The organism is Desulfosporosinus shakirovi, assembly GCF_020595055.1.
GTDB classification, from domain to species: Bacteria; Bacillota; Desulfitobacteriia; order Desulfitobacteriales; family Desulfitobacteriaceae; genus Desulfosporosinus; species Desulfosporosinus shakirovi.
Genome location: NZ_JAJDOO010000034.1, coordinates 19802 through 39313 on the forward strand (window position 1 = coordinate 19802; position 19512 = coordinate 39313).

Sequence of the window (19512 nt, forward strand, 5' to 3'; positions counted from 1 at the left end):
CCTCTTTTAAGTCCCTACGCGTAATATGCGATTTGTCGGAGCATACAAATCACGACCCAGAAACTTCTTAGTCTCACTGCCGGTCCCATCTCGAACAATTTGCCACGTATTGACAATAATCCCTTTAGAACCGGCTTGTTCCCGAAGGACTTGTCCTTTGCGCAACTTGGGATCTAGTCGTCTTTCTGTCTTATAGGGGATTTCTCTCTCCACTTGCCGTTCAATTCGGACGGTTTTATCCCTCTTCTTACCCATAATCCTAACCGTCAGAACTCCTGGCTTAACCTCCGTACGCAAGTAGACTAAACTGCTGGTATTATTTTTAAACTTGAAATCAATATTGGGATAATTAACCGTCGCATCTTGACCAGTTGGTACATAACTAACGACAACAGCGTGAGGCTTCCGTTCCACGATCTCTAAATCACTTAATAATACGGCATTGTAGAGAGTCGAAGACACCTGGCACACGCCCCCTCCGGTTCCCTGCACATACTCCCCGTTAACAATTATATAAGCTTCTTTATACCCTGTCTCAGGCTCACGCGGACCTACCTTCTCGTTAAAAGAAAGAGTTTCTCCGGGAAGAAGCGCTTTGCCATCCAACGCTTTAGCGGCAGCCGTCAAATTAGCAGAACGATTCTTTTCTTCAACTAAAAAATTAGTGGAAAACTCCCCGATGACAGCATCAAATGCTAAGGCTTTAACAGACTCAGTAGTAACAGCCGGCGGAACTTCTACCATGGGAATGACGATCCGTGCCGGCACATCACTTAGAGGAACTTCTTGAATTTGATTGATCAAGCTTTCGACATCGACCGTCCGCCCACTTTCCCCCGGCTGAATGACTACTGCATCATTTTCAATCTTATAAGAAGCATCTTTGGCTGGTCTATTAAACTTTTTAAGCTTCTCCTGAAGCTCTTGACTTGCTATAGATGAATCCACTTTTAAGACACTGGGCTGAGCAGTTCCGGGACTAATCTGTGTCTTCTCAATAATCTTCTGAGTATCCACCTTAACCCCTATGTCACTTAGAGTTACAGGAATCTCTGTATCATTGTACAACAGTACACGCGTTTCTTCCAGCTTGTCCTTTGCCCAATTTTCTATCTTTACGGTTGCCTCAGGCAATGGAGTGCCACTTAAATCCAAATCGTCAATTTTGGTCCCAGTGGAAATAATTCTATTAGTTATTTCAACTCCATTACTATCTTGTGCATCCTCAGAAAGTTTATCAGGGACAGGGTTTGAAGAATTGCAACCGTTTATTAAAATGAGCAAAAAAAGAACTCCAGCAAAAAAAAGATCCCGTAGTCTTACTTTTTCTAAATACTTTATCTTCAACACCTCCTCTTTTCTAACTTTAGTATTTCCGCGGAGGTTGTTGTTTATCTCAAACCTTAATTATATTCATCAATATTTTACTGGCCAAACTTCAAATAAGGAGGTTGGAATTTAGTCAATTCTGACTGCAAATAAAAGAACTCGCTGATTATTTTCAGCGAGTTCTTAGTATTCCCAAATATACATGGAATAAAATTAGTCCAACTTATTCTTCGTCTTCGGATTCTACCAGGTTTTCCCAAGCATCAGCCACTTTTTCCCATTCTTCATCGTCTTCGATGTCAAGCAACATTTCGCCGCCTTCAGCATCTTTACCGAGTTTAAGGATAATAGCCTCATCCTCTTCTGATTCGTCCTCAGAGATAGGCATCAAGACAAAGTATGTAGAACCTTCTAGTTCCAAAGTGTCTAGATGAAGAAACTCATGGTCTTTTCCCTCATCATCTGTGAGAATGACAGTATCAAACTCTTCCGCATCATGCTCATCATGGTTATGTTCATGGTCAGTCATATGATTCACCTCTTATCAAAGAATATTGTCATTGTACTATTGTAGGTAATGATTGTCAAATATTGCCCTAGTATTTTTATTTTGCCGACTGTCCAGATAACCCTGAAGGATAAATACCGCCGCCATTTTGTCTATAACGTGTTTTCTCTTCGAGCGCGACACATCCGCTTCTATAAGAGTTCTCTGGGCTGCAACAGTACTTAAACGCTCATCCCACAACTTAACTTCAAGTCCAAATTCCGCACGTAAAACCTCTGCGAACTCCTCGGTCAAAGTACATCGAGGCCCTAGGGTTCCATTCATATTCTTAGGATACCCGATGACTATCTCCATAACCTCATACTCCCGTATAAGTTCACGCAACTCATCAAGCTCCTTCTTGGAGCGCCTAATCGTCTTAACTCCCTGGGCCGTCCAAAATAATGCGTCACTCATGGCCACACCAATCGTCTTCGACCCAAAATCCAACCCCATAATTCTCAACAGTATTTCCTCCAAGCTGACTCCTAGTTTTTAATTAAAACTATTTTCGGTCATAAATATCCATTAATGCTTTAAACCACTTAAATTTAATCCTATGACTCCAGCCACAATCAGAAGTATAGAAACTATTTTGAGGGTATTAACTGTTTCGTTGAAAAAAAATATTCCTATGACAGAAATAACCACTATCCCTACTGCTGACCATATTGCATACGCCACGCTTACTTCGATTTCTTTTAAGGCCAATGATAATAGCCAAAAACACAAAAAATATGAGACAAACATGCCTATTGCAGGAACAATTTTTGTCAACCCCTTGGAAAGTTTCATTAAAGTAGTGCCACAAAGTTCAAAAATAATTGCGAAAATCAAATACAGCCAACTCATAATTTCTCCTTAATCTAACAACATCTGACCCTGAATATACTTTTAACCTAGAAATATTTCAGACAATCTTTAAACAAAAATGAGGACAAACCCTTCCGCAATACCCGCAAAGTACACAAGCCTTGGCATCAACGACCGATATATTTTCTTCAATACTTAAAGCGCCCTGGGGGCAAGCTTTCAAACAAAGCCCACACCCCTGGCACCAATCTGCAATATATAGTTTCCGTTGCCTATGCTTTACCTTTTTTTGCAACTCCTCCGGGACTTCTTTATCTGCCAACAAGAGGAGATTATAATCCACTTCTTCTTGGCTGGACATTCCCAGAGCCATGCTCTGAACCCCTGAAACTCCTCGGACAAAGGCTACGGCTTTTTCAGGATCGCTTGCTAAATGCCCGCCCCCAAAAACCTTCATAGCATAAATCCCTATACCCAGGTGAGATGCAAAGGAAATAGCCTCCAGCATCTCGCTTAAGGTACCATCAATAATCCCCAGACCTTGGTAGTTTAAGATGGGATGGATCACATCAAGGCCGGGTAACAGGGCACCTGCCCTGACTCCGGCAACAGCATGCGTCGAAATGCCGATCCAGCGAACTATACCCTTTTCCTTTGCCCGCAGGAGTTCTTCCCAAGCACCCAGATGTCCTTTCAAGGTTAAAGCACTTTCTTGCTCATGAAGCAAGAAAAAATCAAGAGTATCCCGCTTAAGATCAGTACGCGCCTTCTCTATGCTTAGACGCATTTCTTCGGCAGTGACAGAGTAGGATTTACTGACGATTAGAGCCTCATGATGTCCTTTTATGGCTTCAGCAATTTGCCCATAGTTATCATATATTTCTGCAGTATCAATCCAATTAACCCCTTGCTCAAGCGCATAGCGCAGAACAGAGATTCCTTCCGCTTCTGTTACACGGCCTTGCAACGGAGATATTGCCAGACTTCCGAAGCAAACCTCAGAAACCTCTGCTCCCCACAAGCCAAGCTTAACTTGACGCATTTTAAAACTCCTTTAGTGCCTGCACTCATTCACACTGAACACTCTAAAGTTGAAACCCTCACCACATTTAGTGAGGGTTCAAAGTACATTTTATTCACTCTTTTTCTTGCAAATAGGTTCTAACCAGCTCTTCGATCAGCTCAAAGCGTTCAAGTTTACGAATCATTGATCTCGCCTGATTGTGGCTGGTAATATATACAGGGTCGCCAGACATGAGATAACCCACCATTTGGTTGATCGGGTCATACCCTTTCTCCTGTAACGCGGCATACACCTTCTGCAATATATCGTGGGCTGAAATCGCTTCATCTCCCACAGCCTTAAACATCATGGTTTCTTCCATTCGATCCATTTCCCTGTCCACCTTTCGCCTTTTCGTATACGGCTTTTTCAAGTTAAATTAGATATTCTTACTCTCAGTATGATTCTCCTCTATTTTTTAAGAAATCCTCTGAGAAGATTGGGAACTCGATCTATAGCTTCACCCAATTTACTGGGATCTTTACCGCCGGCCTGTGCCATGTCTGGCTTACCGCCACCGCTGCCGCCGGTAATTTTGGCTACCTCCTTAATAATCTGTCCTGCATGAAGCCCGCTTAAACCTTTTGGGTTAACCGTTGTAACAAAGTTAACCTTTCCTTCGCTTACAGCACCTAAGACGATAACTCCGGATTTCATCCTGTCTCGAATTAAATCTGCCATTTGACGAAGACTTTCCATATCCGGGGCCTGCACTTGGGCAGCTATGACCTGAATTCCATCGACCTCCTCAACCCTACTCAATAACCCTCCAACTTCATTCTTGGCAAGCTTTGCTTGGAGTTGTCCGATTTCACGTTCAAGGTCTTTTACCTGGGTCATTAGACCATTTACACGCTTCCCAACTTCTAAAGGTTGTGCTTTAAGGTTCTGGGCTACTTCCATTACCTGCTCATCAAGGGAACGGAAGTATGCCAAGGCTTCCAGACCGGCAACTGCCTCAATCCGACGCAAGCCGGCCCCTATTCCGCCTTCGCTGAGGATTTTTACAAGTCCGATTTCTCCTGTGCTGTTAACATGGGTTCCACCGCACAATTCCTGACTGAACATCCCCATACTTACAACCCTGACAGTTTCTCCATATTTCTCTCCAAAAAGTGCCGTAGCTCCGCTTTGTTTAGCTTCCTTTAAAGACATTTCTTTCGCCTTTACCGGCATATTCTTTAACACAGCTTCATTAATCAGCCCCTCGACTGCCCTTAACCCATCCGGTGTCATTGGAGAAAAATGCGTAAAATCAAAGCGCAGGCGTTCAGGAGTCACTAATGACCCTGCTTGTTGAACATGGTCCCCCAAAACCGAGCGCAAAGCAGTCTGAAGAAGGTGTGTTGCGCTGTGATGACGAGTCGTAGCCAGACGGTCAAAATTATCAATTTCCACTTCTACGGATTCCCCGACGTGTAATACCCCGGTTTTAACCTCAGCCCGATGATACAGAGTTCCTGTCACACCTTTTTTTACTTCAAGCACCCGGGCCTCGGCACGAGATGTTCGGATCACCCCTACATCAGATACCTGCCCTCCGCTTTCTGCATAGAAAGGAGTTTCTGAAAGGAAGATCATAACCTCTTCCCCTTCGCCGGCGTCCTGCATCTCTTTGCCATTGACAAACAGGCCTTCAATTCGAGTCCTTAAAGAAACTTTGTCATAGCCGACAAAGGGTGTAGCTCCTAAGGATTTAGCCCTTTCTATAAGTTCCGGGCTTTCCACCACAGCACGCATTTGCTGAGATTGTTCTTTCGCTCGGAGACGATGTTCCTCAGAAGCGGTCTGGAAGGTCAGCATATCTACGGACAGCCCTTGTTCTTCCAGCATTTCTTCGGTTAACTCTACAGGGAAACCGTAGGTTTCATACAAATAGAAAGCATCAGCTCCGGTTAACACTGTCTTCCCTTGTTTGATAAGCTCCTTGACCTTTTCCTGCAATAACTGAGTGCCCTGTTCTAAAGTTGCTTGAAAGTTCTTCTCTTCTAAATTCAAATGACTGAGAATGAAATTCTCGTTTTCTTTAAGCTCAGGATAAGCGTGGGCATAGTCCCTTTGTATAATTTGAAAGGCGGATTCCAAGAAGGGTTTGTCAATCCCTAAGAGTTTAGCAAACCGAACAGCACGGCGCAAGATACGACGAAGGACATATCCTCTGCCTTCATTATTGGGCCGAATTCCATCGGACAACATAAATGAAACCGCTCGAACATGGTCTGAAACCACTTTTAGAGCTAAGTCACTTTTAGCATTATCATTATATTTGATCCCAGCTAAGGTTGCGACATGATCAATAATAGGACGGAACAGATCCGTGTCAAAATTGGTTTCCACACCCTGCATTACAGAGGCGATCCGCTCCAGGCCCATCCCCGTATCAATATTTTGCTTTGGAAGGGGGGTTAATACCCCTGCTTCATCACGGTTATACTGCATAAAGACCAAATTCCATATTTCCAAGAACCGGTCACAATCACACCCTATAGCACACCCCGGTTTACCACACCCTCTGGCTGCACCCAAGTCGACATAAATCTCCGAACAAGGCCCGCAAGGGCCTGTCTGACCAGCCGCCCAGAAGTTCTCCGGATCACCTACGATTCGCTCGGACTTAACACCTGCTTTTTCCCATATCTGTTTGGCATCCTGATCTTCGGGATATATGGTTATCCATAATTTTTCAACGGGGATTTTCAAGACATTGGTGATATACTCCCAAGCCCAGGGAATTGCATCAGTTTTAAAGTAATCTCCAAAGGAAAAGTTTCCCAACATTTCAAAATATGTATGATGACGGGCAGTTTTCCCTACTTCCTCGAGGTCCGGGGTTCGAACACACTTTTGGGCAGTCGTAGCCCGTGGAAAGGGAGGTTCAACCTGACGTTGGAAATATGGTTTAAAAGGAACCATGCCCGCTACTGTTAATAACAATGTCGGATCATCTTTGGGAATAAGCGAAGCACTAGGCAGAATTTTGTGCCCTTTAGCCTCAAAATACTTAAGAAACATGTCCCTTAATTCATTGCCTGAATACAATCTGAACACCCCTTTAAATTCAATCAAGAAATAACAGTCAAATTATCCCTTCCGACTGGTATAAAAAAATAATCTCTCCCTTTGTCAATCAGGGACGAGATTTTTCGGGATCACCCTGTATCTTATCGGGCTTGAGCGGTACTTTCTGACTTAATTACGATAGTAATATAAAATTTCCATTGTTTATAAAGTATATACAGGGAATGTCTTATTTGTCAACTAGATTAGACTTTCGTAGACACCAGCCTGAAATAAATATGTTTAAACAGGACTCGAATGACCGCAGCTAAAGGAACAGCCAAGAACATGCCCCAAAACCCTGCAATTTCTCCACAAGCTAAAAGGGCAAAAACAACCCAAAGAGGGTGAAGTCCGACACTCTCGCCCATAAGCTTAGGAGATATTATATTCCCTTCAAGCTGTTGCACCAAGAAAATAATCAAGGTAACCTTTAAGGCCATTACCGGAGAATGAGTTAACGCTAATAGTATCGCCGGAACTGCCCCAATTGCAGGCCCAAAATAGGGAATAAGGTCAAAGATTCCGCAAACAAGGCCAATCAACAGAGCATAATCCATGCCCACAAGTTTTACCCCTATACCGATCATTATCCCCACAATCAGTGCTACGAATAAATCTCCTCGAACAAATTGCCTTACGACATGATTAATGTCTTGCCACAACCGTCGCCATTCCATCCTCCAGCGTTGAGGGATAATCCGAAAAAAGCCTTCCCCTAAGCCTTTCCAGTCTGCCAGAATGTAAATGGCAATAACCGGCGACAACATGTAAAGAGTCAGTGAAGACAGTGCCTTCGGCAAGTTATCCAGAAATTGGTTGAGCCGCTCAGCAATCATTGTTTCCCCTTGAATTAAATGTTCATCCAAGACAATCGCAACTCGATTAGGTAACCCCGTTGCCTTAAACTGATTCCGAAACTCTTCAATCATATCCGTAATCGACTGAATCGTCTGAGGCAAAATAACCAACAATTTGCTTAGTTCATTATAGATTATTGGGATAATAAGAAAAATAGCGGTAGCACAAAAGGCAATAATTAAGAAGAAAACAATCGCAATAGCTCTATTTCTGCTGATTTTATACCGTTCCAGCACAACAACCAGAGGGTTTAACAAATACGCCAGCACAAAAGCAAGGAAAAACGGACCTAATATTGCCCTCACCCTGAAAAGAATTAGTATTCCCAACAGCAAACACGTTCCTGTAAAAATCCATTTCCAATTTTTAAATTTCATAAACTGTAAGAGTACACTTCCTTTCGAGGATCTGGGACAGAATGAACTTATGTATTTTCCTGAACAACGAAGCACCCTCTTAAAAAGAGACTAAAGACAAACTAAAAAGCGCGCGATGCGCGCTTTTTTAATCCAGCATTAGTGAAATACTTTCATATTCTTAATCAACAGGTAGCCTACCCTTTTGAAGGATTCATACTGGGTCGCATCAACACTTTTCTGTTCTTCGCGGAAAAATGAATACCACATTTATTTTGAACCTAATATTCATCGTTCCTTATCTCATCAATTCCGAGACGCCCACTTCTTCAAGGGAGTGTTCCTTATGCTCCACGTTCAGCTTTAGCCAAATGAGTTCATTAAATCGGAATTACTTCATCTGCACAAGAAACACCGGGATTGAGGCTCGGATCATCCCAAGCCACCAAAGAGCCGTCTTCGGCTAAATCGTAAATGACAACTTTATCAGTTTGAGTCGCAAATTCAACACAACAATCCCAACAGTAAAACTGCTCGACTCCAACTTTACCAATGGCTCTTCCACCGCAAACCGGACAATTCATGATCGCATTCCCCCTTCATTTGTTTGATCCAAGGGGGATACTTGGTTATCAACGATTAATATATCATTCCCATCAATCATGACATGCGGCTTTAGAATCGTCCCCCGACCGTGAAGAAGGTCAGCGAAGAGCCCGTCAGATACCTCGAACCCCACCATTTTTTCTATAGCGTCATCGAGGAAAACATCTTCAATCGTGCCTCTAGCGTCTCCACCTTGAGTATAGACTTCATTACCTACTTTGTCAGACCATCTTGTCCCCTTAAGTTCTTCTACTGTTTTTTCATTAACAGTCAGGGCATCTTTACCAACCGTTGCTATGGCCTTCCGAGGAATACCTTTAGCTGAGTGGAAGAAATGTCCGCCTTCAAGAAGAACTCCGACAACCTCATCTTTTTCATTGTCAAGCACCAGATCATGTACCCAACCAATTGAATTTCCACTTTTTAAATCCAAGACCGGCAATCCGACAATCTCACGTGAGCGTCTCATTCATTCTTCCACCTCCGCTAAAAAAATTCTATCTATACTCTGCCCGCCCAAACCAAACTTTATGCATGCGAAGACCATGGATGGTCGAGTGTCCCTGCAGCCATGGACGGCGGAAAGGGGACCGCCGGCCATGGATGGCCAAGTGTTCCTGTAGCCATGGATGGCGAGAAGGACCCGAAAGAACTTACTTGGACCCGCGCTCTCGGCCGCGAGGATCAGAAATAATTTTCCCCCCGCCAACCACTAGATTTCCTTGATAAAAGACGACTGCCTGTCCCGGAGTCACTGCCCGCTGAGGTTCATCAAAGCTTACCATCACACCATAACCAGACCCTATTTCGCCAGGAAAAATTGTCGCTGGAGCTCCGGTAGAATTGTAACGAATTTTAGCCTTAACTTTTAATGGTTCAGTTAAATCGGGTATCGATATCCAGTTGAGATCGATTGCCCAAAGGGTATCCGTATACACATCCCGATCTTCGCCCAAAACAACCTCATTGCGCTCAGGATTCAGCCCTACCACAAACATTGGTTTACCAAAGGTGACTCCCAGGCCTTTCCTCTGTCCAATCGTGAAGTTAATAATCCCCTCATGCCGGCCCAATTTCTTTCCGACAAGATCTACAAAATCACCCGGCTTGATCGGGACCTCTAATCGCTGCCTTACAAAGGTGGCGTAATCATCATCTGGCACAAAACAAATTTCTTGGCTTTCAGGCTTATCTCCAACCCCCAGGCCCCGCTCTCTAGCCATTTCCCGCACATGCTCTTTTTGATATTCTGCTAAAGGAAAAAGCGTATGTGCCAGCTGTTCCTGGGTTAGCATGTACAGGGCATAGGTCTGATCTTTGCGCGCATCTGCACTATTGCTTAAAAGAAATCGTTCACTGTTCGGATCTCGTAACACTTGTGCATAATGGCCGGTTGCTATAAACTCCGCTCCCAATCCACGGGCCTTGCGGAGCATCTCCCCGAATTTCACATGTTTGTTGCATGCCAAGCATGGATTGGGAGTTTCACCATACAGATAAGACTGCGTAAAATAATCTACCACAGTCTCCTTAAAATACGAACGAAAGTTCATGACGTAATGGGGAATTCCCAATATAAAGGCAACTCTCCTGGCATCATCAATAGCCGAGTTCGAGCAACAACCTCCCTCGACTTCCGGACCCGTTGCTTCCCATATCTGCATAGTAACCCCAATCACGTCATATCCTTCTTCTTTGAGCAAAGCGGCGGTCATGGAGCTATCCACGCCGCCGCTCATACCCACAACTACTTTAGGTTTTGTAGTTTGAGTCATTCTTCATCTATTCCTTTTTCTGCTGTTTATCGCGATAGTCCCCAATGGCCTTATGAAGTGCATCCGCGGCCAGATTAGAACAATGCATTTTAGTTTCAGGGAGGCCTCCTAATGCCTCAGCTACTGCCGCATTGGAGATTACCATAGCTTCGTCAATCGTTTTTCCCTTGACCATTTCCGTAACCATACTGCTGGTTGCAACTGCAGCTCCGCAGCCAAAGGTTTTGAATTTTACGTCTTTGATAATGTCCCCTTCGATATCCAAATATATACGCATGATGTCGCCGCACTTTGCGTTTCCTACTTCACCGACACCATCTGGATTTTTCATTTCGCCGACGTTGCGTGGATTTGTAAAATGATCCATTACTTTTTCTGTATACATTTCTTCCTCACTCCTTATTATGCTTGTTTCGAATGAATAACCTGATCGTACAGTGGAGACATCATTCGCAAACGCTCCACGATTTTCGGTAATTGTTCAAGGACATAATCAATTTCTTCTTCTGTATTCTGACGACCCAGGGAGAAGCGCAGCGAACCATGAGCAATTTCATGAATCAATCCCATACCCAGTAAAACATGGGAAGGATCCAGAGACCCCGAGGTACATGCCGATCCGCTTGAGGCTGCAATTCCCAACATATCTAGAGAGAGTAATAAAGACTCCCCTTCAACATAACGGATACTGACGTTAACATTATTGGGTAAACGCTTTTCTCCTACCGGTCCATTGACTTTCACATATTCTATACCTTCTACGATACCATTCATCAGTTTGTCCCGCAGTTTAATTTGTTTCTCCGCGTCGTCCGCCATCCGTTGCCCAGCCAACTCGCAGGCCTTACCAAACCCAATGATTCCGGGCATATTCTCTGTTCCCGAGCGGCGCTTTCTTTCTTGCCCTCCGCCATGAATTAAAGGCACAATTCGGACCCCTTTGCGAACATAGAGTGCGCCTACCCCTTTAGGGCCATAAATCTTATGCCCTGAAACAGTCAGCAGGTCGACATTCATTTCTTCAACATTAATGGGGATTTTCCCTAGAGACTGAACTGCATCAACGTGAAAGACAATACCATGTTCCTTAGCCAGCTTACCGATTTCTGCAATTGGTTGAATGGATCCCACTTCATTATTGGCATGCATTACAGTAATCAAAATTGTATCCGGCCGAATAGCCTTCCGCACTTCATCAACTGAAATAATTCCCTCTTCGTCTACCGGTATAACTGTCAGGTCGAATCCATTTTTTTCAAGGTACTCACAAGTTTCAAGAACAGCATGGTGTTCGATACAGGAGGTAATAATATGCTTACCTTTTTTACGAAGCGCTTCAGCCGTCCCAAGAATCGCCAGATTGTCTGCTTCTGTTCCTCCGCTGGTAAATGTGATCTCCCTGGAAGCAGCACCGATCAACTCGGCCACCTGATTTCGGGCTTGCTCAAGGGCTTGTTTAGTCTCTCTGCCAAAGCCGTGAACACTTGACGGGTTACCATACTTTTCTGTGTAATATGTCATCATGATAGCAGCTACTTCTGGATCAACCGGGGTTGTTGCACTGTGGTCTAAATAAACTCGCCTCATGGGGCTCACTCCCTTATATCATAAACTTTGAAGCAAAAAAATAAAGGTTAAATGTAATACATATATAAGTTCCGCTCCGATTCGATCTTTTGGGCATCTTCAAGCATTGTTTCAAGTGTGATAGAATCAAGAACATCTGCGATGGAATCCCTAACTTTCTCCCAAATTGCCCTAGTGACACAAAACTCAGCTTTAGAACAAAGTTCCGGGTCCTCCTCTGATACGCAATCAGTCGGAGCAATTGGCCCTTCTAACACACGGATAATATCTCCGATTTTGATTTTATCCGGTTCTCTCCCTAACAAGTAGCCCCCTTGCGCACCGCGAACACTTTTCACTAAACCCGCTTTACGCAAACCGGAAACCAGTTGCTCCAGATAATGTTCAGATATACCCTGCCTCTCCGCAATGCTTTTCAATGAAGTCGGTCCTTCACCCATATGTTGAGCTAAATCAAACATGGCTTTTACCCCATATCGACCTTTGGTCGAGAGTTTCAAACCCTCACCTCTTTTCCACTAGATAAACGCATTTTTTATATATTTCTTATCTGTTTATATCTTATAAAAACACTCGGGATTTGTCAAGTCCACTAGTATCAAACTCAACTTCTTTATTTTACACCTAACCCTATCTTTTTTACTGTGATTAAACTAACCCTTTTAAGACGTAAAGCACGGCAAGCAGATGTCCGTCCCGCATGATATAATTAATATAAGGAAACTTGGCCAGTGCCAAGCCCTAGCCATAGGTTGTAAGAAAGGAACATAGCCCAATGGATCTTTTTTCCGCGACATTCAATCAACATCAAGTTGCTCCCCTAGCGGAGCGTATGCGCCCAAGAACACTCGAAGAGTATATCGGTCAAGCTCAAATTCTCGGCCCCGGAAAACTCCTGCGCCGGGCTATTGAGGCTGACCGTGTTTCATCATTGATTCTCTATGGACCGCCAGGAACAGGGAAGACCTCTTTAGCGCAAGTCATTGCTGCCAAAACCACATCGCGTTTTGTCCGCATAAATGCTGTCACCTCCGGCGTTAAGGAGATCCGTGAAATTATTACGCAGGCTACAGATAACCTTCATCTTTACAGCAAACGCACTTTGGTTTTTTGTGACGAAGTTCATCGTTTTAATAAAGGGCAACAAGATGCACTTCTGCCTGCTGTCGAAAATGGAACTATTACCTTCATCGGTGCAACAACAGAAAACCCCTTCTTTGAATTAAATTCTGCGCTCCTTAGTCGTTCAACCCTTTTTAGATTAGAACTTCTTGAACCTCCAGAAATTCGTCTCGGACTTGAACAAGCCCTGAAGGATTCAGAACGCGGTTTAGGGCAATATCAAACAGAAATCACCTCTGAAGCGTGGGAGCATTGGATTAATTATGCTAACGGAGATTTGCGCCGCGCCCTTAATGCTTTAGAGTTGGCAGTTCTTACTACCGCGCCAGAAAACGGAATTCGTCATATCTCCCTTGATATAGCGGAAGAATCCATACAACAACGGGCCATCCGGTTCGATAAATCAGGGGACAATCATTATGACATCATCTCCGCATTTATCAAAAGTATGCGCGGTTCAGATCCCGATGCAGCGCTCTATTGGTTAGGGGTCTTACTTGAAGCGGGCGAAGATCCACGTTTTATTGTCCGACGGATTATCGTCCATGCGTCAGAAGATGTGGGATTGGCGGATCCGATGGTCATGCTCCAAGCTCATGCTGCCGCAAATGCTCTTGAATGGCTGGGCCTGCCTGAAGCAAGAATCCCCATGGCTCAAGCAGTTCTAGCTATTACAACTGCACCTAAAAGCAACAGTGTTGTCACGAGCATCGATAAGGCTCTGAATTATGTTAAAAAACATCCTACCGGAGAAGTTCCCCCCCAACTTAAAGACGGACACTACCCCGGCGCAGAAAAATTAGGGAATGGAAAAGGATACCTCTATCCCCACTCGTACCCGGACCATTGGGTTGACCAAACCTACCTGCCCTCAACTGTTCAAGGACAAACCTTTTACGTCCCCTCGAAAATGGGGAAGGAGTTTTTCACCCCCCCTAAGGCCACGGATAATAAAAGTCATCCTAACCCCGGCTCCCCGAATTAAAGCCCCTCCCCCCGCATTTATAACCTAAAAAAGCGATGCCCGAAATTGGGCATCGCCTTTTATTATCGGCTTATATTATTGACATTTAGATATGGGCCTCGAGCATTTTGACAAGGTCGGGTTTTCCACGGAAGCCAGTAATTTTGTCAACCATTTTGCCCCCCTTGAAAATAGCCAGTGTTGGTATGCTCATAACTCCATATTCACTAGCGATAGAGGTATTCTCATCGACATTAACCTTCCCGATGGCGATTCGACCAACATACTCATCAGCAAGTTCATCAATAACAGGAGTAACCATACGACATGGACTACACCACGGAGCCCAAAAATCGACCAAAACCGCTTGCTCAGACTTCAGAACATTCGATTCAAAATTTGCAGTAGTAAAGGTTTTAACATTTGCACCTGCCATAATAATTCCTCCTAATCAAATATGATTTACTTAATAAATTTAGCGAGCACCCCAATAAGCTCCTCAATCGCAGCTTCCTGGTTATTGTTCTCAACGGCATTACGCATACATCCCCGCGAATGGTGTTCAAAGACAATAGTGCCAACCCTGTTAATCGCAGCACGAACTGCTGCCACTTGAATCAAGACATCAACACAATACTTGTCACTGTCAACCATACGTTGAATCCCTTTTACTTGGCCTTCGATTTTTTTAAGCCTGCGTATAAGATCCTCTTTAGATTCTGAATAAGGGGTTGAATTCGTCATGCTATGCATCCTCCGATACCCTAAGGGGGTAGCTACAATTAATATTATAGCTAATGCATTCTTCCCTGTCAACTCGGAAAAGTTACTATTCCTTACAATTTAGGAAGAAATCTTTTGATTTATCATTTTACACTGGGTAACTCAATATTTGTCTGGATATGCAATTCTTTTAATTGTTTGTCCGCCACTGTCGAAGGAGCATGAGCCATCAAATCCGAGGCACTTTGAGTTTTCGGAAAAGCAATTACGTCTCTTATATTATCTTTTCCAGTTAAGAGCATAATCATTCGATCCAGGCCAAAGGCAATTCCGCCGTGGGGAGGAGTACCATATTCAAAGGCCTCCATAAGAAATCCAAATTGGGCGGCAGCCTCTTCCTCAGAAAATCCGAGTAACTTAAATAACTTCTCCTGTACCTCGCGACAATGAATCCGAATACTTCCGCCCCCGAGCTCCGTTCCGTTGAGGACCATATCATAGGCCTTTGCCCGAACTTTAAGGGGATCAGTCTCGAGAAGATGTAAATCTTCGTCCATGGGTGCAGTAAATGGATGGTGAATAGCGATATGACGTTGTTGTTCCTCATCATATTCCAAGAGTGGGAATTCTGTAACCCATAGGAATTCGAGCAGTCCCTCTTCAATCAGACCTAAACGTTTTGCCAATTCCAAGCGCAAATGCCCCAGTGCATCAGAGACGACAGCATAGGTATCTGCCACAAAGAACAAGATATCCCCAGTCTCGGCACGTGTACGTTCAATTAGGGCAGCCATCTCCTCTTCAGTAAAGAATTTAGCAATAGGGGATTTCAGACCCTCTTCAGCTAAGACAATCCAGGCTAATCCTTTGGCTCGATAAGTACTGACAAACTTAGCCAGGTCATCGATTTCACGACGTGGCAAGCCGGCACACCCTTTAGCGCAAATACATTTTACGCTCCCGCCATTTGCCACAGCATTAGCGAAGACCTTAAATCCAGTTTTACCCACGAGTTCTCCCACATCGATCAGTTCCATGCCAAAGCGCCTATCCGGTTTGTCTGATCCATAACGATCCATTGCTTCTTTATATGTTAAACGCAGGAAAGGAACGGTTACAGGTTTCCCAACCGTTTCAGAGAAAATCTCCGTCATTAATTTTTCCATCATGGGAAGTATGTCTTCCACTTCGACAAAAGACATCTCAACATCAAGCTGAGTGAATTCCGGTTGACGATCTGCTCTTAAATCCTCATCCCTAAAACAACGAGCAATTTGAAAATACTTCTCCATACCGCCTACCATGAGAAGTTGCTTATATATTTGGGGGGACTGTGGTAAGGCATAAAACTCACCCGGGTGAACACGGCTGGGAACAAGATAATCTCGTGCCCCCTCAGGCGTAGATTTATTAAGCATGGGAGTTTCGATTTCATAAAAACCTTGACGGTCAAAGAAATTACGCATGATCTGAGTGACTCGATGCCGAATCTTGAATACGGTCTGCATTTCAGGTCGACGCAAATCCAAATAGCGATATTTCAGACGCACTGTCTCATCTACATCCACTTGATCTACAAGATAGTAAGGCGGAGTTTTAGCTCCATTTAAGACATCCAATGTCTGGGCCGCGATCTCAATTTTACCTGTTGCCAGGTTTGGATTAATCATTCCTTCTGGGCGAGCAATCACTTGCCCAAGGATAGAGACAACGAACTCTGAACGCAAGCTTTCTGCCGTGGAAAATCCTTCTCCCATCTTCTCTGGGTCAAAAACAACTTGAACAATACCTGTACGATCTCGCAGATCAACGAAAATTAAACCTCCGTGGTCACGACGGCGCTGAACCCATCCTAACAAACGAACGGTCTCTCCCACATTTGCTAATCCTAGCTGTCCATTTTCAACACGTTCTGAAAATACTGTCATGTTAAACACCTCTCTGATACTTCTTGTTTATTTCTTCAACTGCGTCCGCCAGTGAAACTTCCATTTGCTCGCCCAGTGTTAAATCGCGAATGACAAGCACCTTTCGAGCAAGCTCTTCTTCACCAAGAATTAAGGCATAGCGTAGGCCTTGGCGATTGGCTGATTTAAGTTGGTTTTTTAAACTTCGACCGAGCAAATCCATACCCACAGGCATCCCTTGGCTGCGCAAGTCACTCAGAAGAGCAAAGCCCTCGATTTGGGCTTTTTCGCCCAAGGCAATCAACATAGCAAATAGTTTAGGCTTTTCTTCCAGCAGCTTATGTTGTACTTGCAGGGCCGCTAAAACACGTTCAATCCCCATAGCGAATCCAATTCCCGGAGTTGGCGGTCCGCCGATTTCTTCAACCAGCTTATCATACCTGCCGCCCCCACATATGGCACTCTGCGCTCCGATTTCTTCGACCATGACTTCGAAAGCTGTTTTCGTGTAATAATCAAGTCCTCTTACCAAGCGTGGATTAACTCGATAGACCACTCCGGCCCTGCCTAAGATAGCCAGAACTTTCTCAAAGTGAGTACTGCAGTCCTCACAAAGGGTGTCTTTTGTTGTCGGTGCCCCAACGGTCTCCTCTTGACAAGCGAAGTTTTTGCAATCTAGTATGCGCAATGGATTTCGTTCAAAACGTTCTTGGCAATCGTTACATAATTTACTTTTTCGAGCAGCCAGAAATTCCTGCAGTTGTTCACGGTGCCTTGCCCGGCAAATTGGGCATCCAACAGAATTGACATGAACCTCAAGCCCAAGTAGTCCAAGCCGTTTATATAAATTCCAAACTAAGCTAATGACTTCTGCGTCCACCATCGGTTGGTCTGCACCCAAAACTTCAATTCCAAACTGATGGAACTGGCGAAAACGACCGCTTTGTGGCCGCTCATACCGAAACATCGGGCCAATATAGTACAATTTCACCGGCTGTGGTTGGCCATAAAGCTTGCCCTCCACATACGCACGGCAGACCGAAGCAGTCATCTCCGGACGCAGGGTCATTGATCGATCCCCTTTGTCTTGGAAGGTGTACATTTCTTTCTTAACAATATCCGTAGTTTGCCCAACACCCCTTTGAAAAAGTTCTGTTGCTTCAAACATCGGCGTCCGAATCTCTTCATACCCATATTCGCGGCAAACTGAGCGAATAGTTTCTTCGAGATATTGCCATTGTTCGATTGTACCTGGCAATAGATCTTGAGTCCCTTTTGGACGCTGAATCGCCATGCAAATTCCTCCTTAAATTATAGTTCAACAAATGCTTGGCTGGCACTTATAGAAAAAAAGCCCTCGTTCCTTGCTTTGCGCAAGGGACGAGAACTTCTCGCGGTGCCACCCTAATTGACGGTATTCTTCCGCCCACTTTTCAGTCGTTAACGAGACTATCCGATGCAAAGATACTCTTCTTTAGGGTGTCCTACCGTGTGTCTCTCAGGCTGGTTCCAGTCTTGCAAGCCCTCCCTGGAGAAAGATTAACCCGGAATTTTCCAAAAGGTTTTGTGAGTATTCTACATTTATTACGTTGTTTCAATGAATAACGCCTATATCTTTATATTTTACCAAATACGATCGTTATTTGTCAATAATATTTTGGTTATTTCTGTCAATAGATTATTTTCCCCACGACCGATGGTAAGTCCCACCAAATTTTATACCAAAAAAGGATTATCCCGCTTTTCTTCTCCGATACTGGTCTCTTCACCATGACCAGGAAAAACTCGGGTATCTTCCGGGAGAATCAAGAGTTTTTTCTTGACTCCCTCTAAAAGCTGATTCATTGATCCTCCCGGGAAATCAGTTCGGCCAATGGACCCGGCAAAAAGAGTATCTCCGCTAAACAGCCCTTCAGAACATAAGAAACATACTCCTCCTGGAGAATGTCCCGGGGTTGCTATGACTTTGATTCGTTCTTTACCAATCATAAGTTCTTGTCCGTCCTGAAGCAGGATATCCGCTTTCTTAAGTACAAGTCTGCTCCCCACATAACTAGAGAGGTTCTTCCTGTCATCTGTGAGCATCCCTGCATCATCCGCGTGAATCCCTACCAAGACATCCCCCAATAGTTCTCTAAGTTCATCGACGGCACCAATGTGATCCACGTGCCCATGGGTAATCAGAATATAATCTACCTTAAGACCCTTCTCCATAACCCAACGATAAATCCTTTTTCCATCTGCGCCGGGGTCGATGACCACAGCTTTCTTAGTTTCCGCACAATAGAACAAATAACAATTTGCTCCCATGGCACCCATAGCTTTTGCTTCAATCATCAAACATTACCTCCTTAAAACTTTTTCTTACTGTCTAAAAGTATCGTCACAGGTCCATCGTTGACCAATTCAACGTCCATCTCTGCTTGGAAAATTCCTGTCTCCACTTTTATTCCATAACTGCGCATTCCGGCAACACTGCGTTCGAATAGATCCTTAGCTTGTTCAGGGGGTGCAGCTGCCGTAAAACTAGGGCGTTTCCCTTTACGGCAATCTCCATAAAGTGTAAATTGAGAAACTACAAGAATTTCTCCGCCGGTATCCAGTACAGAGCAATTCATTTTGCCTCTTTGATCTTCAAAAATTCGCAACCCTATGATTTTTTCAATCATCCAGCTTATGTCGTCTGCTCCGTCTTCTTGTCCAACTGCCAGCAGGACCAAAAGTCCGGAAGCTATGATTCCTACTTTTTCACCCTCCACGGTTACCGAGGCGCGTTTAACGCGCTGTACAACACTGCGCATC

Annotated in this window: 21 protein-coding genes; 1 reads left to right on the forward strand and 20 read right to left on the reverse strand. The window is 44.2% G+C overall.

Features of this window, described 5'->3' with window-relative positions; translation table 11 throughout:
* Positions 1-6 precede the first annotated feature (6 nt).
* The 14 genes from LJE72_RS20960 to LJE72_RS21025 form a co-directional block, all read right to left on the reverse strand.
* Positions 7-1284: a VanW family protein gene (locus tag LJE72_RS20960; RefSeq protein WP_229249938.1), complete on the reverse strand. Its 1278-nt coding sequence runs from the start codon at positions 1282-1284 to the stop codon at positions 7-9.
* A 268-nt stretch (positions 1285-1552) separates the two neighbouring features.
* Entirely contained in the window at positions 1553-1858 is a 306-nt protein-coding gene (locus LJE72_RS20965; RefSeq protein ID WP_073030387.1) for a DUF1292 domain-containing protein, read from the reverse strand.
* 36 nt (positions 1859-1894) lie between these two features.
* Positions 1895-2341, reverse strand: a complete 447-nt coding sequence (gene ruvX, locus LJE72_RS20970) for a Holliday junction resolvase RuvX (protein WP_229249939.1) — start codon at positions 2339-2341, stop codon at positions 1895-1897.
* A 63-nt stretch (positions 2342-2404) separates the two neighbouring features.
* A complete protein-coding gene (locus tag LJE72_RS20975) occupies positions 2405-2728 on the reverse strand; it encodes a DMT family transporter (protein ID WP_229249940.1) in 324 nt (107 codons plus the stop codon).
* Positions 2729-2786: 58 nt separating this feature from the next.
* The gene (locus LJE72_RS20980) at positions 2787-3731 is read right to left on the reverse strand and encodes an aldo/keto reductase (protein ID WP_229249941.1); all 945 of its coding nucleotides are present in this window, start codon (positions 3729-3731) and stop codon (positions 2787-2789) included.
* 94 nt (positions 3732-3825) lie between these two features.
* Complete coding sequence (locus LJE72_RS20985) at positions 3826-4083, reverse strand: IreB family regulatory phosphoprotein (RefSeq protein WP_229249942.1); 258 nt, start codon at positions 4081-4083, stop codon at positions 3826-3828.
* Between the two features lie 80 nt (positions 4084-4163).
* Positions 4164-6791, reverse strand: coding sequence for an alanine--tRNA ligase (gene alaS, locus LJE72_RS20990; RefSeq protein ID WP_229249943.1), 2628 nt, complete (start codon positions 6789-6791; stop codon positions 4164-4166).
* A gap of 224 nt (positions 6792-7015) precedes the next feature.
* Entirely contained in the window at positions 7016-8047 is a 1032-nt protein-coding gene (locus LJE72_RS20995; RefSeq protein WP_229249944.1) for an AI-2E family transporter, read from the reverse strand.
* A gap of 359 nt (positions 8048-8406) precedes the next feature.
* Entirely contained in the window at positions 8407-8610 is a 204-nt protein-coding gene (locus LJE72_RS21000) for a hypothetical protein (RefSeq protein WP_229249945.1), read from the reverse strand.
* Positions 8607-9101, reverse strand: coding sequence for a PRC-barrel domain-containing protein (locus LJE72_RS21005; RefSeq protein ID WP_229249946.1), 495 nt, complete (start codon positions 9099-9101; stop codon positions 8607-8609). The genes LJE72_RS21000 and LJE72_RS21005 overlap by 4 nt, the downstream gene beginning before the upstream one ends.
* Positions 9102-9285: 184 nt before the next feature.
* On the reverse strand, positions 9286-10407 hold the full coding sequence (mnmA, locus tag LJE72_RS21010; RefSeq protein WP_229249947.1) for a tRNA 2-thiouridine(34) synthase MnmA: 1122 nt from the start codon (positions 10405-10407) through the stop codon (positions 9286-9288).
* Positions 10408-10414: 7 nt separating this feature from the next.
* Positions 10415-10792, reverse strand: coding sequence for a Fe-S cluster assembly scaffold protein NifU (nifU, locus tag LJE72_RS21015; RefSeq protein ID WP_229249948.1), 378 nt, complete (start codon positions 10790-10792; stop codon positions 10415-10417).
* 17 nt (positions 10793-10809) lie between these two features.
* Positions 10810-11994 (reverse strand): cysteine desulfurase NifS, encoded by a 1185-nt coding sequence (gene nifS / locus LJE72_RS21020; protein ID WP_229249949.1) that lies wholly within the window; start codon positions 11992-11994, stop codon positions 10810-10812.
* 47 nt (positions 11995-12041) lie between these two features.
* Entirely contained in the window at positions 12042-12494 is a 453-nt protein-coding gene (locus LJE72_RS21025) for an RrF2 family transcriptional regulator (protein WP_229249950.1), read from the reverse strand.
* A 275-nt stretch (positions 12495-12769) separates the two neighbouring features.
* Here LJE72_RS21025 and LJE72_RS21030 point away from each other — a divergent pair, with 275 nt between their 5' ends.
* Positions 12770-14101, forward strand: a complete 1332-nt coding sequence (locus LJE72_RS21030; protein ID WP_229249951.1) for a replication-associated recombination protein A — start codon at positions 12770-12772, stop codon at positions 14099-14101.
* A gap of 85 nt (positions 14102-14186) precedes the next feature.
* Here LJE72_RS21030 and trxA read toward each other — a convergent pair whose 3' ends face one another.
* The 6 genes from trxA to dtd all read right to left on the reverse strand — a co-directional run bounded on the left by trxA (position 14187) and on the right by dtd (position 19511).
* The gene (gene trxA / locus LJE72_RS21035; protein ID WP_229249952.1) at positions 14187-14516 is read right to left on the reverse strand and encodes a thioredoxin; all 330 of its coding nucleotides are present in this window, start codon (positions 14514-14516) and stop codon (positions 14187-14189) included.
* A gap of 26 nt (positions 14517-14542) precedes the next feature.
* Positions 14543-14824 carry a metal-sensitive transcriptional regulator gene (locus tag LJE72_RS21040; RefSeq protein ID WP_229249953.1) on the reverse strand — a complete coding sequence of 94 codons (282 nt, stop codon included), beginning with the start codon at positions 14822-14824 and terminating at the stop codon, positions 14543-14545.
* A 122-nt stretch (positions 14825-14946) separates the two neighbouring features.
* Positions 14947-16731, reverse strand: coding sequence for an aspartate--tRNA ligase (gene aspS / locus LJE72_RS21045; protein ID WP_229249954.1), 1785 nt, complete (start codon positions 16729-16731; stop codon positions 14947-14949).
* A gap of 1 nt (position 16732) precedes the next feature.
* Positions 16733-18004, reverse strand: coding sequence for a histidine--tRNA ligase (gene hisS, locus LJE72_RS21050; RefSeq protein ID WP_229249955.1), 1272 nt, complete (start codon positions 18002-18004; stop codon positions 16733-16735).
* Between the two features lie 422 nt (positions 18005-18426).
* Entirely contained in the window at positions 18427-19047 is a 621-nt protein-coding gene (locus LJE72_RS21055) for an MBL fold metallo-hydrolase (RefSeq protein WP_229249956.1), read from the reverse strand.
* A 14-nt stretch (positions 19048-19061) separates the two neighbouring features.
* A complete protein-coding gene (gene dtd, locus LJE72_RS21060; RefSeq protein WP_229249957.1) occupies positions 19062-19511 on the reverse strand; it encodes a D-aminoacyl-tRNA deacylase in 450 nt (149 codons plus the stop codon).
* Position 19512: the final 1 nt, after the last annotated feature.

Bases quoted from the DNA above. Each gene is read 5' to 3' on its own strand.
- LJE72_RS20965 (WP_073030387.1), bottom strand. From the start codon at position 1,858: ATGACTGACCATGAACATAACCATGATGAGCATGATGCGGAAGAGTTT.
- LJE72_RS20975 (WP_229249940.1), bottom strand. From the start codon at position 2,728: ATGAGTTGGCTGTATTTGATTTTCGCAATTATTTTTGAACTTTGTGGC.
- LJE72_RS20980 (WP_229249941.1), bottom strand. From the start codon at position 3,731: ATGCGTCAAGTTAAGCTTGGCTTGTGGGGAGCAGAGGTTTCTGAGGTT.
- LJE72_RS20985 (WP_229249942.1), bottom strand. From the start codon at position 4,083: ATGGATCGAATGGAAGAAACCATGATGTTTAAGGCTGTGGGAGATGAA.
- LJE72_RS20995 (WP_229249944.1), bottom strand. From the start codon at position 8,047: ATGAAATTTAAAAATTGGAAATGGATTTTTACAGGAACGTGTTTGCTG.
- LJE72_RS21000 (WP_229249945.1), bottom strand. From the start codon at position 8,610: ATGAATTGTCCGGTTTGCGGTGGAAGAGCCATTGGTAAAGTTGGAGTC.
- LJE72_RS21005 (WP_229249946.1), bottom strand. From the start codon at position 9,101: ATGAGACGCTCACGTGAGATTGTCGGATTGCCGGTCTTGGATTTAAAA.
- mnmA (WP_229249947.1), bottom strand. From the start codon at position 10,407: ATGACTCAAACTACAAAACCTAAAGTAGTTGTGGGTATGAGCGGCGGC.
- nifU (WP_229249948.1), bottom strand. From the start codon at position 10,792: ATGTATACAGAAAAAGTAATGGATCATTTTACAAATCCACGCAACGTC.
- nifS (WP_229249949.1), bottom strand. From the start codon at position 11,994: ATGAGGCGAGTTTATTTAGACCACAGTGCAACAACCCCGGTTGATCCA.
- LJE72_RS21030 (WP_229249951.1), top strand. From the start codon at position 12,770: ATGGATCTTTTTTCCGCGACATTCAATCAACATCAAGTTGCTCCCCTA.
- trxA (WP_229249952.1), bottom strand. From the start codon at position 14,516: ATGGCAGGTGCAAATGTTAAAACCTTTACTACTGCAAATTTTGAATCG.
- LJE72_RS21040 (WP_229249953.1), bottom strand. From the start codon at position 14,824: ATGACGAATTCAACCCCTTATTCAGAATCTAAAGAGGATCTTATACGC.
- aspS (WP_229249954.1), bottom strand. From the start codon at position 16,731: ATGACAGTATTTTCAGAACGTGTTGAAAATGGACAGCTAGGATTAGCA.
- hisS (WP_229249955.1), bottom strand. From the start codon at position 18,004: ATGGCGATTCAGCGTCCAAAAGGGACTCAAGATCTATTGCCAGGTACA.
- LJE72_RS21055 (WP_229249956.1), bottom strand. From the start codon at position 19,047: ATGATTGAAGCAAAAGCTATGGGTGCCATGGGAGCAAATTGTTATTTG.
- dtd (WP_229249957.1), bottom strand. From the start codon at position 19,511: ATGCGCAGTGTTGTACAGCGCGTTAAACGCGCCTCGGTAACCGTGGAG.